Annotated in this window: 10 protein-coding genes; 8 read left to right on the forward strand and 2 right to left on the reverse strand. The window is 72.0% G+C overall.

Annotation, left to right across the window (positions count from 1 at the left end; translation table 11 throughout):
* Positions 1 to 8: 8 nt before the first annotated feature.
* A complete protein-coding gene (gene xylA, locus ABD811_RS31515; protein WP_344955055.1) occupies positions 9 to 1187 on the reverse strand; it encodes a xylose isomerase in 1179 nt (392 codons plus the stop codon).
* 69 nt (positions 1188 to 1256) lie between these two features.
* Between xylA and ABD811_RS31520 the strand changes: the two genes are divergently transcribed.
* A complete protein-coding gene (locus ABD811_RS31520; RefSeq protein ID WP_344955137.1) occupies positions 1257 to 2507 on the forward strand; it encodes an ROK family protein in 1251 nt (416 codons plus the stop codon).
* Between the two features lie 283 nt (positions 2508 to 2790).
* Here the strand turns inward: ABD811_RS31520 and ABD811_RS31525 are convergent, their stop codons facing one another.
* Entirely contained in the window at positions 2791 to 3987 is a 1197-nt protein-coding gene (locus tag ABD811_RS31525; protein WP_344955057.1) for an ROK family transcriptional regulator, read from the reverse strand.
* A gap of 169 nt (positions 3988 to 4156) precedes the next feature.
* Here ABD811_RS31525 and ABD811_RS31530 point away from each other — a divergent pair, with 169 nt between their 5' ends.
* The 7 genes from ABD811_RS31530 to ABD811_RS31560 all read left to right on the forward strand — a co-directional run bounded on the left by ABD811_RS31530 (position 4157) and on the right by ABD811_RS31560 (position 14711).
* Positions 4157 to 5461, forward strand: a complete 1305-nt coding sequence (locus ABD811_RS31530; protein WP_344955059.1) for an ABC transporter substrate-binding protein — start codon at positions 4157 to 4159, stop codon at positions 5459 to 5461.
* 5 nt (positions 5462 to 5466) lie between these two features.
* Positions 5467 to 6438, forward strand: a complete 972-nt coding sequence (locus ABD811_RS31535; RefSeq protein ID WP_344955061.1) for a carbohydrate ABC transporter permease — start codon at positions 5467 to 5469, stop codon at positions 6436 to 6438.
* On the forward strand, positions 6431 to 7270 hold the full coding sequence (locus tag ABD811_RS31540; RefSeq protein WP_344955063.1) for a carbohydrate ABC transporter permease: 840 nt from the start codon (positions 6431 to 6433) through the stop codon (positions 7268 to 7270). Before ABD811_RS31535 ends, ABD811_RS31540 begins: the two co-directional genes overlap by 8 nt.
* A gap of 107 nt (positions 7271 to 7377) precedes the next feature.
* Complete coding sequence (locus ABD811_RS31545; RefSeq protein ID WP_344955065.1) at positions 7378 to 8721, forward strand: GH1 family beta-glucosidase; 1344 nt, start codon at positions 7378 to 7380, stop codon at positions 8719 to 8721.
* Positions 8721 to 10874, forward strand: a complete 2154-nt coding sequence (locus ABD811_RS31550; RefSeq protein WP_344955067.1) for a discoidin domain-containing protein — start codon at positions 8721 to 8723, stop codon at positions 10872 to 10874. Before ABD811_RS31545 ends, ABD811_RS31550 begins: the two co-directional genes overlap by 1 nt.
* A gap of 77 nt (positions 10875 to 10951) precedes the next feature.
* The gene (locus ABD811_RS31555) at positions 10952 to 14038 is read left to right on the forward strand and encodes a discoidin domain-containing protein (RefSeq protein WP_344955069.1); all 3087 of its coding nucleotides are present in this window, start codon (positions 10952 to 10954) and stop codon (positions 14036 to 14038) included.
* A 130-nt stretch (positions 14039 to 14168) separates the two neighbouring features.
* Positions 14169 to 14711 carry a DUF1697 domain-containing protein gene (locus ABD811_RS31560; protein WP_344955071.1) on the forward strand — a complete coding sequence of 181 codons (543 nt, stop codon included), beginning with the start codon at positions 14169 to 14171 and terminating at the stop codon, positions 14709 to 14711.
* Positions 14712 to 14882: the final 171 nt, after the last annotated feature.

Below are 14882 nucleotides of genomic sequence, written 5' to 3' on the forward strand. Positions count from 1 at the left end.
GGCTTCGGTCAGCCGATGAGGTGCTCGACGGCCAGTTGCTGGAGGCGGACGAAGCCCAGGTCGCGTTCGGCGGCCCGGTCCGGGTCGAAGCCGTCGTCGGCAGCCAGCAGCGACTGCGCCGTCTCCCCCTCGGCCAGGGTCGGGGTCGCCAGTGCGGTCACCCCGGCGTACTCCATCGCCTCCCGCACCCGGGGGTCGGCGCGGAACGCGCGCGCCTTGTCGGACAGCATCAGATAGGTCGCCATGCAGGCGCGGGCCGACTCCCAGACCCCGTCCATGTGCTCGGTGCGGGACGGCTTGTAGTCGAAGTGCCGGGCACCGGTGTAGCGCGGCCCGTCGGGGTAGCCGGGGAAGCCGTTCTCCAGCAGGTCGACGGTGAAGAACGCCGACATCAGGTCGCCGTGGCCGAACACCAGGTCCTGGTCGTACTTGAGCCCGCGCTGGCCGTTGAGATCGATGTGGAACAGCTTGCCGTGCCACAGCGCCTGGCCCAGGGCGTGGGTGTAGTTGAGCCCGGCCATCTGCTCGTGCCCGGTCTCGGGATTGAGCCCGACGATGTCGCCGTGCTCCAGTTCGGAGATCATGGCGAGGGCGTGCCCGACGGTCGGCAGGAAGATGTCGCCGCGCGGCTCGTTGGGCTTGGGCTCCAGGGCGATCCGCAGCCCGTGGCCCTGGGACTTGATGTAACCCGCGACGGTGTCCAGCCCCTCCTTGTAGCGCTCCATCGCCGCGAAGACGTCCTTGGACCCGTCGTACTCGCCGCCCTCGCGTCCGCCCCACATCACGAAGGTGGAGGCGCCGGCCGCGGCGGCCAGGTCGACGGCCCGCAGCACCTTGCGCAGCGCGAAGCGCCGCACCGACCGGTCGTTGGCGGTCAGGGCGCCGTCCTTGAACACCGGGTGGGTGAAGGTGTTGGTGGTGACCATCTCGATCACCAGCCCGGCCCGGTCGGCGGCCTCCCTCAGCCGGGCGACGCGCTTGTCCCGCTCGCTCTCGGACGCGTCGAAGGGGAAGACGTCGTTGTCGTGGAAGCTCACCCCCCACACGCCCAGCTCGGCCAGCCGCTCGGCGTACTCCCACGGGTCCAGCGCCGGACGGCTGGCCACGCCGAACGGGTCGACGCCCGTCCAGCCGACCGTCCACAGACCGAACGAGAAGCGGTCGGCGGGGGTGGGTCGACGGCTCATCGCGGGTACCTCCTCGTTTTTGTTTCACGGATGAACGTAATCGGGGTGCCCGCTAGGGTCAACAGCGTGATGTCCAGGTCCTCCCCCGCCGCGCGGGACGCGGCCGACGCGCGCCCCCCGTCCGCGGAGCGGTCGTCGCTGCGGCAGTCGTCCCTGCGCGAGGCCAACCTCGGCCTGGTCACCCGCACCGTGCTCGCCGCCCGGGAACCGCCGACCCGGGCGGGCGTGGCGGCCGCGACGCGCATGACCCGAGCGACCGCCGCGCGTCTCGTCGACGAGCTGGTCGCCGGAGGCGTCCTGGACGAGCGGGACCCGCCGCCGGTCACCGGGCGGGGACGGCCGGCCCGCCCCCTGGCGGGCGGCCGCCGGATCGCCGCGCTCGGCCTGCAGGTCAACGTGACGTTCCTGGCCGGGCGCGTGCTGACCCTGGGCGGCGAGGTGCTGGCCGAGCACACCGAGCCCGGGGACCTCCGCGACAGCGATCCCGCCGCCGTGCTGGCGCGGCTGGACGCGCTGGCGGCGCGCCTGCTGGACCGCGTGCCGGGCGACGTGCGGGTGATCGGCTCCGGGCTGGCCCTGCCCGGCATCGTCGCGGCCGGGTCGGGCGATCTGCTGGTCGCCCCCAACCTCGGCTGGTCCGGCATCCGCCCGGCCGACCACCTGCGCCGGGCGTCGCGTGCCGGACTGCCGCTCCGCGTCGGCAACGAGGCCGATCTGGCGGCCCGCGCGGCCGCCGAGGTCGCCCCGGGACGCCCCGGCCCCGTGCTCGATTTCATCTACCTGTCGGGCGACGTCGGGCTGGGCGGGGCCGCGGTGCTGGACGGCACCGTGCTGACCGGACGGCACGGCAGGGCCGGCGAGATCGGGCACGTCTGCGTCGACCCCGGCGGCCCCCCGTGCAGGTGCGGGTCGACCGGCTGCCTGGAGCAGTACGCCGGGCAGGCCGCCCTGCTGACGGCGGCCGGCCTGCCGGGCGACCGTCCCCTCACGGAGCTGACGGCCGCCGTCAGGGCCGCCGATCCCGCCGCCCGCCGGGCGATCGACCGGGCCGCCTGGGCGCTCGGCGTGGCGCTGGCGGGCGCCGTCAACATCCTGGACATCCCGACGGTCCTGCTCGGCGGGCACCTCGCCGAGCTCGCGGACCTGCTGGTCCCGCCGCTGCGCGAGCATCTGAACCGGCGGGTGCTGTCGGCCCGCTGGGCCGCGCCGGAGGTGCACGCCCCCGCCGGCACCGCGGCCCCTGCCGCCACCGGCGCCGCCCTGGTCCAGCTCGCCGACGTCGTGGACGATCCCGCGCGCTGGCTCCCGGGGGAAAAATAAGTGCATTTCGGGCGCGTTCATGTACGGCCCCGTCACTGATCATCATCCATGCCGGACATTGACCCGAATATTGGCGTGAGCAACGCTTTTTTCGGGCCGCCCCGGGTAGGACACCTATTGCTCGGCACAAGGCGTTCAGTGGCCAAAAGCGCCGTGCGGCCGAGAAGGTTCACCTGTCGGTGTGATTGGACATCTGTCCACGCTCAGGGCCCGCTCACCGGATATGCCGGAAAAGGGGAGCGGGCCCTGTTCTGTCGCCGGCCCCACGTTTTCTGAACGCGGCCTAGCCGCCTCGGCCGTTCAGGAAGAGTTCCAGGGGGAGGGTGGCGGCGCCCAGCGCGACCGCGTCGGGCCCCAGGGTGCACAGTTCGATCGAGGTGGTCGCGAACGGGTGCTTCAGGGCGTGGCCGCGGGCGGCCTCGCGGATGGCGTCCAGGTAGGTCTCGCCGAGGAGCAGGCCGGCCCAGCCGCCGAGGATGACGCGCTCGGGGTTGAGCAGGTTGATCAGCCCGCCGATGGCGGCGCCGAGGTAGCGGATGGTCTCGTCGACGATCCGGGCGCCGACGGTGCCCGGGGTGCCGGCCTCCAGGATCATGGCGGCCAGGGCGGACTCCTGGTCGGCCGCGGTGATCGTCCCGCCGGCCTCGGCGTAGCGGTCGAGCATGGCCTCGGCGCCGACGTAGGCCTCCAGGCAGCCGACGTTGCCGCAGCGGCAGGTCCGGCCGCCGACGACGACCGGGGTGTGGCCCCACTCGCCGGCCGAGGCGGGCGAGCCCCGGTCGGCCGTGCCCTGCGAGATGATCGCGGCGCCCACCCCGGACCCGATCAGCCCGACCACGATGTTCTGGGTGCCGCGGCCGGCGCCGAACCACAGCTCGGCCTGGCCCATGGTGTTGGCGCCGTTGTCGATGAGCAGCGGCAGGCCGGTGCCCGCGCGCAGCAGCCGTTCCAGCGGCACCCGGTCCCAGCCGAGCGTCTGGGCGTCCACGATCACCTCGGGACGCTGCTGGACGACGCCGGGCACGCCGATGCCCACGCCGAAGATCGCCTCGTCCGGGACGCCGCCGTCGGCGAGGACCGCCTCGATGCCGGCCAGGATCCGGGAGACGACCTCGGGCGCCGGATGCCGCGCCGGGTCCAGTGGGAAGTCGGCCTTGGCCCGCTCGGTCATCGCCAGGTCGAACAGCTCGACCTGCACCCGGGTCTCCCCCACGTCCACGCCGACGACGTAGCCGTACTCGGGGTTCACCTGCAGCAGCACCCGGGGCCGGCCGACCTCGGAGTCGACCGAGCCGATCTCGGCGACGATCCCGTCGCGGATCAGCTCGCGGGTCACGTTGCTGACCGACGCCTGGCTCAGCCCGGTCTCCGCGGCGAGCTCCTGCCGGCTGCGCGGGCCGCTGAAGTACAGCGCCCTGAGCAGTACCGCACGGTTGTCCCGGCGCAGGTCACGCACCGTTCCCCGCCTGCGCTGCGCCATCGTGGCACCTCCCCCGCTGTTCGCCCCATCTTCCTTCACGGCGTGAAAAAAGTCATCCGGAAGTGTTGACGGCCCTCTGGCCCCAGGATTAAATCAAGCCGTGAAAAAAGGAGTGTGGCGTACGTCACGTCACCTCCGTCCTCCACCCCGACCCCCGAGGGACCCCTCCATGGGCATCAGACAGATGGCGTCGGCGGCCGCGCTGACGCTGCTCGCCGTGACCGCCGCCGGCTGCGGAGGCGGCGGCTCGTCCGCCGGCGGCCCGAAGGAGCTCGTCTACTGGGCTTCCAACCAGGGCACCAGCCTCGACCACGACCGGCGGGTGCTGGAGCCCGAGCTGGCGAAGTTCACCCGCCAGACCGGAATCAAGGTCAAGCTGGAGGTCATCGGCTGGCCCGACCTGCTCAACCGCATCCTGGCCGCCACCACGTCCGGCGAGGGCCCGGACGTGCTCAACATCGGCAACACATGGTCGGCGTCCCTGCAGGCCACCGGGGCGCTGCTGCCGTTCGACGACGCGACGCTCGCCAAGGTCGGCGGCAAGGACCGGTTCCTCGGCCCCTGCCTGGCCGCCACCGGCGCCGAGGGCAAGCCGCCGACCGCCGTCCCCCTCTACGGCCAGGCGTACGGCCTGTACTACAACAAGAGGCTGTTCAAGGAGGCGGGCATCACAAAGCCGCCCGCCACCTGGAACGAGCTGGTCGACGTCGGCAAGAAGCTGACCAAGCCGGGCCGGTGGGGTCTCACCCTGCAGGCCGGGCAGGTCACCGAGAACGCCCACCACGCCGCGATCCTCGGCGCGCAGCACGGGGCCCGGTTCTTCGACGGCGCCAAGCCCACGCTGGCGTCCGATCCCGCCGCCAACGCGATCAAGCAGTACCTCGACCTGATGCAGGTCCACAGGATCGTCAACCCGAGCAACGCCGAGTACACCGACACCGCCAAGTCGCTGAAGGACCTGGCGGACGGCAGGGCCGCGATGTTCATGAACCAGGCGTCGGCGGGCTCGTTCCAGGCCGTCGGGATGAAGATGGACGAGCTCGGCGTCGCCCCGATCCCCCTGCCCGACCAGCCCCCGCCCGGCGGCCGCAGGGTCAACAGCTTCGTGGCCGGGATCAACCTCGCGGTGTTCAAGAACACCGAGAACCGCGACGGCGCGCTGAAGTTCGTGCGGTTCATGACCGGCACCGAGGAGCAGGTGCTGCTCAACAAGACCTACGGCTCGCTGCCCACGGTCAGGGACGCCTACGCCGACCCCGCGTTCCAGACCGAGCACGTCAAGGTGTTCCAGAGCGTGCTGAGCGGCACCGCCGAGCCCATGCCGCAGGTGCCGCAGGAGAGCCAGTTCGAGACCCTCGTCGGCACCGCGATGAAGTCGATGTTCGCCGACGTCGCCGCCGGGCGGACGGTCGACGCCGCGGGCATCAGGGCCAAGCTCGCCCAGGCCGACCAGCAGCTGGCCGCCGGAGGCTGAGGCCCATGACGGCACTGGCCGACCACCCCCCGGCCGCCCCCGCGGCGGGGGACCGCCCTCCGCGCCGGCGCGCCCGCGCCCGGGGCCGCCGGATCGCGCTGCCCTACCTGCTCCTGCTGCCCGCCCTGGCGCTGGAGCTGCTCGTGCACATCGTGCCGATGCTGGTGGGGATCCTCATGAGCTTCCGCAAGCTCACCCAGTTCTACATCCGCGACTGGTCGGCGGCTCCGCACGCCGGGTTCGGCAACTACCGGGTGATGCTCGACTTCGACTCCGCGGTCGGCCGCGAGCTGCTGCACTCGTTCTGGGTGACGGCCGGGTTCACGTTCGCCTCGGTCGGGGCGGCGTGGCTGCTCGGGACCTCGGCCGCCGTGCTGATGCAGCCGGTCTTCCGCGGCCGCGGCGCGCTGCGGGCGTTCTTCCTGGTGCCGTACGCGCTGCCGATGTACGCGGCGGTGATCACATGGGCGTTCATGCTGCAGCGCGACACCGGCATGGTGAACGGGCTGCTCGGCCTGGACGGCCCGGACGCGCCGTTCTGGCTGATCGGCGGCAACAGCTTCTGGTCGCTGGTCGTGGTGTCGGTGTGGCGGACCTGGCCGTTCGCGTTCCTGATCGTCATGGCCGGGCTGCAGAACATCCCGCGGGACCTGTACGAGGCCGCCGCGCTCGACGGGGCGGGCTGGTGGCGCCGGTTCCGCACCGTCACCCAGCCGCTGCTGCGCCCGGTCAACCAGGTGCTGCTGCTGGTGCTGTTCCTGTGGACGTTCAACGACTTCAACACGCCGTACGTGCTGTTCGGCGAGTCCGCGCCGCGCGAGGCGTCGCTGATCTCCGTGCACATCTACCAGAGCTCGTTCGTGACCTGGAACTTCGGGCTCGGCTCGGCGATGTCGGTGCTGTTGCTGCTGTTCCTGCTGCTGGTCACGGCCGGGTACCTGGCGGTCACGTCGCGAAGGGGGCGGGTCCATGCGTGAGCCGCGGGGGGTGCGCTGGGCGCGCCGTGCCGTCGTGGGATTCCTCGTGCTGTTCACCGGGCTGCCGCTGTACGCGATGGTCACCTCGGCGCTCAAACCGCTGGGCGACGTGCAGCGCGACTGGCGCTGGATCCCCTCGACGATCACGTTCCGCCCGTTCGCCGACATCTGGACGACGATCCCGCTCGGCCGCTACTTCCTCAACAGCCTCATCGTGTCCGGGGCGGCCACGGCGCTGTCCGTCGTGATCGCGATCCTCGCCGCGTACGCGATCAGCCGGTACCGCTTCCCCGGCCGCCGGCTGTTCTCGATGAGCGTGCTGTCCACCCAGATGTTCCCCGGCATCCTGTTCCTGCTCCCGCTGTTCCTGATCTTCGTCAACATCGGCAACAGCACCGGCGTCGCGCTCTACGGCACGCGGCTCGGGCTGGTGCTGACCTATCTGACCTTCTCGCTGCCGTTCGCCATCTGGATGCTCGCCGGGTACTTCGACTCGATCCCGAAGGAGCTGGACGAGGCGTCGCTGGTCGACGGCAACGGCCCGATCGGCACGCTGCTGCGGATCGTGGTGCCCGCCGCCGCCCCCGGGATCGTCGCCGTCGCCATCTACTCGTTCATGACCGCCTGGGGAGAGGTGCTGTTCGCGTCCGTCATGACCGACTCGGGCACCCGGACCCTCGCGGTCGGGCTGCAGGAGTACTCCACCGAGGTCCAGGTCTACTGGAACCAGGTCATGGCCGCCTCGCTGATCGTGTCGGTGCCGATCGTCGCCGGCTTCCTGCTCCTGCAGCGCTACCTGGTCGCCGGCCTCACCGCCGGCGCCGTCAAGTAACCCGGCCCCCTCCGGTAAACGCCACTCGCCCCCCGCCAAGCAACCGTTCAGCGCCGGCGCCCGCCGGGCAACAGGCCGGCGCGCCACCTCCCTGGGAGAAGACTGCCTTGAACCTTCCCGCCGACTTCCTCTTCGGTGCCGCCACCTCCGCCTACCAGATCGAGGGCGCGGTCTCCGCCGACGGCCGGCTGCCGTCCATCTGGGACGACTTCTGCCGCGTCCCCGGCGCCGTCGCGGGCGGCGACACCGGCGACGACGCCTGCGAGCACTACCACCACTGGCGGGAGGACGTCGCGCTGATGCGGCGGCTCGGCCTGGACGCCTACCGGTTCTCCGTCGCCTGGCCCCGGGTCGTCCCGGAGGGCGCCGGCGCGGTCAACGGCCCGGGCCTGGACTTCTACGACCGTCTCGTCGACGCGCTGCTCGACGCGGGCATCCGGCCGTTCGTCACCCTCTACCACTGGGACCTGCCGTCGGCGCTGCAGGAGCGGGGCGGCTGGCCGGCCCGGGACACCGCCGCGCACTTCGCCGACTACGCCGCCGTCGTCGCCGCCCGGCTCGGCGACCGGGTCACCGACTGGACGACCGTCAACGAACCGCTGTGCGCGGCCTGGATCGGGCACCTGGAAGGGCGCTTCGCCCCGGGCCTGCGCGACCTGCGCCAGGCCGTCCACGCCGCGCACCACCTGCTGCTCGCGCACGGCCTCGGCGCCGCGGCGGTGCGCGCCCACGCGGCGGCGCCGCCCTCGATCGGGCTGGTCAACAACCTCAGCCCGATCGAGCCGGCGTCGGACCGGGCCGAGGACGTCCAGGCCGCGACCCGGGCGGACGGCCACATCAACCGGTGGTGGCTCGACCCGGCCCACGGACACGGCTACCCCGCCGACATGATCGAGGTCTACGGCGTCGAGCCGCCCGTGCGGGCGGGCGACCTGGAGACCATCGCCGCCCCCGTCGAGTACGACGGGGTCAACTACTACTTCCGGCAGATCGTCGCGGACGACCCGGCCGGGCCCGCCCCGTACTTCCGGCAGCTCCCGGTGACGGGCGCGCAGGTCACCGCGATGGGCTGGGAGGTCCACGCCGACGGGCTCGCCGAGCTGCTGCTGCGGCTGAGCCGCGACTACGGCGCCGCCCGGCTCTACGTCACCGAGAACGGCTCGGCCTGGGACGACAAGGTCGGCGCCGACGGCTCGGTCGACGACCGGGACCGGATCGCCTACCTGGAGGACCACCTGGCCGCCGTCGCCCGCGCCGCCCGCGACGGAGCACCGGTCAAGGGCTATTTCGCCTGGTCGCTGCTGGACAACTTCGAATGGGCCGACGGCCTGGACAAGCGATTCGGGCTGGTCCACGTCGACTACGCCACCCAGGCGCGCACCGTCAAGGCCAGCGGCCACCGCTACGCCGAGATCATCCGCACCCACCGCCACCCCCCACGAGGAGTGTGATGAAACCCCACCCCGCCCGCACCGCCCTGCCGGCCCTGGCAGTACTGGCGGCGCTGCTCACCGTCCCCGCCTCCCCCGCGCACGCCGCCGCGTGCGGGTCCGGCAACGCCGCCCTGAACAGGCCGGCCACCGCCTCGTCCGCCGAGAACGCGGGCACCCCGGCCGCGGCGGCCTTCGACGGCGACTCCGGCACCCGCTGGTCCAGCGCCTTCTCCGACCCCCAGTGGGTCCAGGTCGATCTCGGCTCCGCCCGGAACATCTGCCGGGTGGACCTGAGCTGGGAGGCCGCCTACGGCAGGGACTTCCGGATCCAGGCGTCCCGCGACGGCACGTCCTGGACCGACCTGACGACCGTGACCGGCGGCACCGGCGGCACCGCCGCCTACAACGTCACCGGTTCGGGACGGTACGTACGCATGTACGGCACCGCACGCGGCACCGGCTACGGGTACTCGCTGTGGGAGTTCGCCGTCCACGTTGAGGACGGCGACGAGCCGCCGCCGACCGGCGGGGGCGACCTCGGCCCGAACGTGCACGTCTTCGACCCGTCGATGCCGTCCTCGGCCGTCCAGTCCCAGCTCGACCAGATCTTCCGGCAGCAGGAGTCGGCGCAGTTCGGCACCGGACGGCACGCCATCTTCTTCAAGCCCGGCCGCTACAGCGGGCTGAACGCGCAGATCGGCTTCTACACCTCCGTGCACGGGCTCGGCCGCAACCCCGACGACGTGGCCATCAACGGCGACATCACCGTCGACGCCGGCTGGTTCGGCGGCAACGCCACCCAGAACTTCTGGCGCTCGACCGAGAACCTGTCGGTCACCCCCGTCAACGGCACGAACCGGTGGGCCGTCGCCCAGGCCGCGCCGTTCCGCCGCATGCACGTGCGCGGCGGGCTCAACCTGGCGCCCGCCGGATACGGCTGGGCCAGCGGCGGCTACATCGCCGACAGCAAGATCGACGGCACCGTCGGCCCGTACTCGCAGCAGCAGTGGTACACCCGCGACAGCTCCATCGGCGGGTGGCTCAACGGCGTGTGGAACATGGTGTTCTCCGGCGTCCAGGGCTCCCCGGGCGACACCTTCCCCCAGCCGCCGTACACGGACCTGAACACCACCCCGATCAGCCGCGAGAAGCCGTACATCTACCTGGACGGCGCCGACTACCGCGTGTTCGTCCCCGCCAAGCGCACCAACGCCCGCGGCACGACCTGGGAAGGCGGCTCCACCCCCGGCACCTCCCTCCCGCTCACCCAGTTCTACGTGGCCAAGCCCGGAGACAGCGCCGCGCGCATCAACACCGCCCTCGCCCAGGGCCTGCACCTGCTGCTGACCCCCGGCATCTACCACCTCGACCAGCCCATCAACGTCAACCGCGCGGGCACCGTCGTGCTCGGCCTCGGGCTGGCGACGCTCATCCCCGACAACGGCGTCACCGCGATGAAGGTGGCCGACGTCAACGGGGTGCGGCTCGCCGGGTTCCTGGTGGACGCCGGGCCCGCCAACTCCGCCACGCTCGTCGAGGTCGGCCCGTCCGGCTCCGCCGCCGACCACGCCGCCGACCCGACGACCCTGCAGGACGTGTTCATCCGCATCGGCGGCGCCGGGCCCGGCCGGGCCACCACCAGCATGGTCGTCAACAGCGACGACGTGATCATCGACCACACCTGGATCTGGCGCGCCGACCACGGCGCCGGCGTCGGCTGGGAGACCAACCGGGCCGACTACGGCCTGGTCGTCAACGGCGACGACGTGCTGGCCACCGGCCTGTTCGTCGAGCACTTCAACAAGTACGACGTGCAGTGGTTCGGCGAGCGCGGCCGGACGATCTTCTTCCAGAACGAGAAGGCGTACGACGCGCCCAACCAGGCGGCGATCCAGAACGGCTCCATCCAGGGCTACGCCGCCTACCGGGTCGCCGACTCGGTGAACACCCACGAGGCGTGGGGCGTCGGCTCGTACTGCTACTACAACGTCGACCCGACGATCCGGCAGCACCACGGCTTCCAGACCCCCGTCAAGCCCGGCATCAGGTTCCACCACGCGCTGGTGGTGTCGCTGGGCGGCAACGGCCAGTACAACCACGTCATCAACGACACCGGCGCGCCGACGTCGGGCACCTCCACGACCCCGTCCGTGGTCGTCTCCTACCCGTGACAGCGCCCCTGCCGGGCCCGGCGGGCGCCGCCGCCGGGCCCCGCAGGCCAGGTTCCCCGCTCCCTGGAGGAACGCCCATGAAACACCGTCCCCGCGCCCTGTCCGTGACACTGGGCGCGCTGTCGCTGCTGGCCGCCTGCGCCGTGAGCGTCACCGCCCGTCCGGCGGCGGCCGCCGCCTGCGGCACCGCCAACGCGGCCCTGAACCGTCCGGCGACCGCCTCGTCCGTCGAGAACGGCGCCTTCCCCGCCTCGGCCGCCGTCGACGGCGACGGCGGCACCCGCTGGTCCAGCGCCTTCTCCGACCCGCAGTGGCTGCAGGTCGACCTCGGCGCGACGAAGTCGATCTGCAGGGTCGTGCTCACCTGGGAGGCCGCCCACGCGCGGGCCTTCCAGCTCCAGACCTCCACCGACGGGTCGAACTGGACGCCCATCTACACCACCGGCACGGGAACCGGCGGCACCCAGACCCTCGATGTCACCGGCACCGGCCGCTACCTGCGCATGTACGGCACCGCGCGCGGCACCGGCTACGGCTACTCGCTGTGGGAAATGGCCGTTCACACCGCCGACACCGCCGTCCCCTCGGGAACGCCGATCTCCGCGTTCAAGAAGGTGTCGGCCTCGTCCTGGGAGGGCGGCAACGCGCCCGCCGCGGCCCTGGACGGGCGCACCACCACCCGGTGGGCCAGCCTCACCGGCGACGACCAGTGGCTGAAGGTCGACCTCGGCGGCATCGGCACGATCACCGGCCTGACCCTGAACTGGGAGGCGGCCTACGCCACCGGCTACCGGGTCGAGGTCTCGGACGACGACTCCACCTGGAGGACCCTCCACAGCACCACCACCGGCAAGGGCGGCGTCGAGAACCTCACGGTCTCGGGCAAGGGCCGCTACGTCCGGTTCACCGGGACGGCCCGCGCGACCGGCTACGGCTACTCGCTGTGGGAGTTCCAGGTCCACGGCACCCTCGACACCACCGCCGACACCCCGCCGTTGCTGTCCAGACCCACCAGGGCACCGGGGACCACCGGCCAGTTCGCGCTGTCCGCCCCGCCCGACCGGGCGATGATCACCGACACGCGGCGGCCCGCCCTGTCGTGGTCGGCCGTGCCGGGGACCGTCCGCTACGAGGTGTGGATCAACGTCAGCCGGGCCGACTACGACTTCACCGCGTCCGGCAGCCTGCTCGACCTCTACACCAAGGTCGCCGAGACGACCGCCACCGGCTACACCCCCACCTGGGACATCTCCGACCGCTGGACGTACCGGTGGTTCGTGGTCGCCGTGGACGGGTCCGGGGGCCGGACCACCTCGGCCGTCCGCACCTTCAGCGTCTACCTCCCGGAGATCGAGCGGGTCGACGACGGCGTCCCGATCGTCGGCGGCGCCCGCGACCTCAACCGCAACGGGACGATCGAGCCGTACGAGGACTGGCGGCGGCCGGTGGAGGCCCGGGTGAGCGACCTGCTCGGCCGGATGACGCCGGAGGAGAAGGCGTACCAGATGTTCTACGGCGCCCAGCAGTACCCGCGGTCGGGATGGCACTTCGGGCCCGCGCAGCCCGGCGACCTGCACAACGTGCTGCTCGGCTCGGCCGGAACCCGCCTCGGCATCCCGCCGGTCTCCGCGGGCGACACCATCGCCGGGTACCAGACCACCTACCCGCTGCAGAGCACGCTGGCCGCCGCCAGGAACTATCCGCTCGACCGCGAACTGGGCGACATGCAGCGGCGCGAGCAGCTGGAGGTCGGCACCCGCGGCGTGCTCGGACCGCTCGCCGAGGTCGGCACCAAGGTGATCTACCCGCGGATCCAGGAGGGCAACGGCGAGGACGCCCAGGTCGCCGCGGCCCAGGTCCGGGCACTGGTGACGGGCCTGCAGGGCGGGCCGGAACTGAACCCGAACTCCGTCCTGGCCACGGTCAAGCACTGGCCCGGCGAGGGCGCCGGCGGCGAGGCCCAGATCACCTACGACGAGGTGACCATCAAGTACCACATGATCCCGTTCAGGGCGGCGATCGAGGCGGGCACCGTCAACATCATGCCGGGGTACGCCGGCAGCAAGTACCTCGATCCCGGCGGATCGGGCGCGGGAGACAGCAAGCCCATCCTCGACTACCTCAGGAACAACCTGGGCTACACGGGCCTGATCACCACGGACTGGCTGCCCTCGGGCGTCTGGACGAAGGCCGCCAACGCCGGCTCGGACGTGATGGGCGGCGCCGACCCCGGCGCCGAGGGGTTCACCATGTCCCGGTTCCTGGCCGACGTCCCCATGGCCCGCATCGACGACGCGGTCACCCGGATCCTGCGGCTGAAGTTCCAGCTCGGGATCTTCGAGCGTCCGTACGGGGACCCGGTGAACGGGCCCTTCCGGTTCCACCAGCCGTCCTATGCCGCCCTGGCCGAGCGGGCCGCGCGGGAGTCCAACACCCTGCTCAGGAACAACGGCGTCCTGCCCGTCAGGCTCCGGCCCGGCGACGACATCGTGGTGGCCGGCACCACCGCCACCGACGGCGGCGCCTGCTGCATCTGGACCAGCTTCTTCCACGCCGAACACGGCTCCCAGACCCTGCTGCAGGCGGTCAGAGCCCGCGCCGCGGCCGCCGGCGTCACCGTCCACCAGGACACCGCGGCCGACCCCGAACTGGCCGTCGTGGCCGTCGGGGAGCCCAGCTACACGCACGCCACCGCCTGGGTGAAGGAGAAACCCCAGCTGCCACCCGAACAACTCGCGATCATCCGCCGGTTCCACGACCAGGGCGTCCCCGTCGTGGTGGTGATGACCCTGCCCCGGCCCACCGTCATCACCGAATGGCACGACCTGGCCGACGCCATCGTGCTGACCTACCGCGGCGGCGAGGAGGTCGGCCCGGCGACCGCCGCCCTGCTGTTCGGCGACTACGCCCCCAGCGGACGGCTGCCCTGGCAGATGCCCCGCTCCCTCGACCAAATCCTCACACCGGGCGGCGCGGACGTCCCCGCCGACGCCGTCGAGGACTGGACCATCCCGTACGACCTGGGCGCCACTCCGGCGCAGCGCGCCGAGATCCGCTCCCACATCGACGCCGGACGTCCCGTCCCCACCGGCTACGGGAACCCGCTCTACCCCTACGGCGCCGGCCTCCAGGGCTGGGGCTCAGCGCAGCGGAAGACGGACTGACCACCTCACCCACTGACCGCCTCACGTCGGCCCGGACCCCGGCTGCCGGGTTCCAGGCCGACGTATCGAGGCGCACCGGGTGGTGTGCGACCGTCCGTGATGGTCACCGCGGATCTGCGACACTCTGCGCATGTCAACAGTCTTCGTCGTCTTCTACCGCAACATGAACCTGGGCCATCAGAACAGCCCCGACCGGGCGGCGCTGGAGGACGCACTGCGCGAGGCCGGAGCGTCCTTCGTACGGTCGTTCCAGACGAACGGGACGGTGCTGGTCAAGGTCGGCGACGAGGACCCTCGTGAAGTGGTCGACCGGGCGGCGCCGCGCCTGACGGCGGTCAGCGGCTACAAGGATGCCGCGATCGTGCGTCCCGTCGACCACCTGGAGACGATTCTCGACCGGAACCCGTTCGCCGGTTCCACGGACGAGCGCACCTACCGGGAGACGTTCACCTTCTTCGACGGCGACCACGACTTCGGAGCCCCGGTTCCGTGGACGAACCGCCGCGGCGACGTCGACATCATCGAGTTCTCCCAGGGCGTCGCGTTGAGCGTCATCCGCAAGACCGGATCACGGGTCGGCAACCCCACCGCGGAGCTGGAGGCGAGGCTGGGCGTCCCGGCCACAACGCGCACCGCAGGGACGATCAGGCGCCTGCTCAAGGCGAGCCGGTGACCCCACACGTCCCTTCCCGCCCCCTCGTGGCACAGCGCCGGAACAGGCCGTAGATCCGGGTGCAGGGCCGCTGCCGCTTCGGGCGTCGCGTGCCGTCGATCAGCTGCTCCCGGGTCCGGGGCGGGTTGGGGGTGGGCGCCTGGGGTACTCATGGCGGGCACGGCTGTCGCG

Source organism: Actinomadura miaoliensis (genome assembly GCF_039536785.1).
GTDB classification, from domain to species: domain Bacteria; phylum Actinomycetota; class Actinomycetes; order Streptosporangiales; family Streptosporangiaceae; genus Spirillospora; species Spirillospora miaoliensis.

What these genes read in the sequence shown, in the direction of transcription:
- ABD811_RS31525 (WP_344955057.1), bottom strand. Translation starts at nt 3,987, where the DNA reads ATGGCGCAGCGCAGGCGGGGAACGGTGCGTGACCTGCGCCGGGACAAC.
- ABD811_RS31555 (WP_344955069.1), top strand. Translation starts at nt 10,952, where the DNA reads ATGAAACACCGTCCCCGCGCCCTGTCCGTGACACTGGGCGCGCTGTCG.
- ABD811_RS31540 (WP_344955063.1), top strand. Translation starts at nt 6,431, where the DNA reads ATGCGTGAGCCGCGGGGGGTGCGCTGGGCGCGCCGTGCCGTCGTGGGA.
- ABD811_RS31530 (WP_344955059.1), top strand. Translation starts at nt 4,157, where the DNA reads ATGGGCATCAGACAGATGGCGTCGGCGGCCGCGCTGACGCTGCTCGCC.
- ABD811_RS31520 (WP_344955137.1), top strand. Translation starts at nt 1,257, where the DNA reads ATGTCCAGGTCCTCCCCCGCCGCGCGGGACGCGGCCGACGCGCGCCCC.
- xylA (WP_344955055.1), bottom strand. Translation starts at nt 1,187, where the DNA reads ATGAGCCGTCGACCCACCCCCGCCGACCGCTTCTCGTTCGGTCTGTGG.
- ABD811_RS31560 (WP_344955071.1), top strand. Translation starts at nt 14,169, where the DNA reads ATGTCAACAGTCTTCGTCGTCTTCTACCGCAACATGAACCTGGGCCAT.
- ABD811_RS31550 (WP_344955067.1), top strand. Translation starts at nt 8,721, where the DNA reads ATGAAACCCCACCCCGCCCGCACCGCCCTGCCGGCCCTGGCAGTACTG.
- ABD811_RS31535 (WP_344955061.1), top strand. Translation starts at nt 5,467, where the DNA reads ATGACGGCACTGGCCGACCACCCCCCGGCCGCCCCCGCGGCGGGGGAC.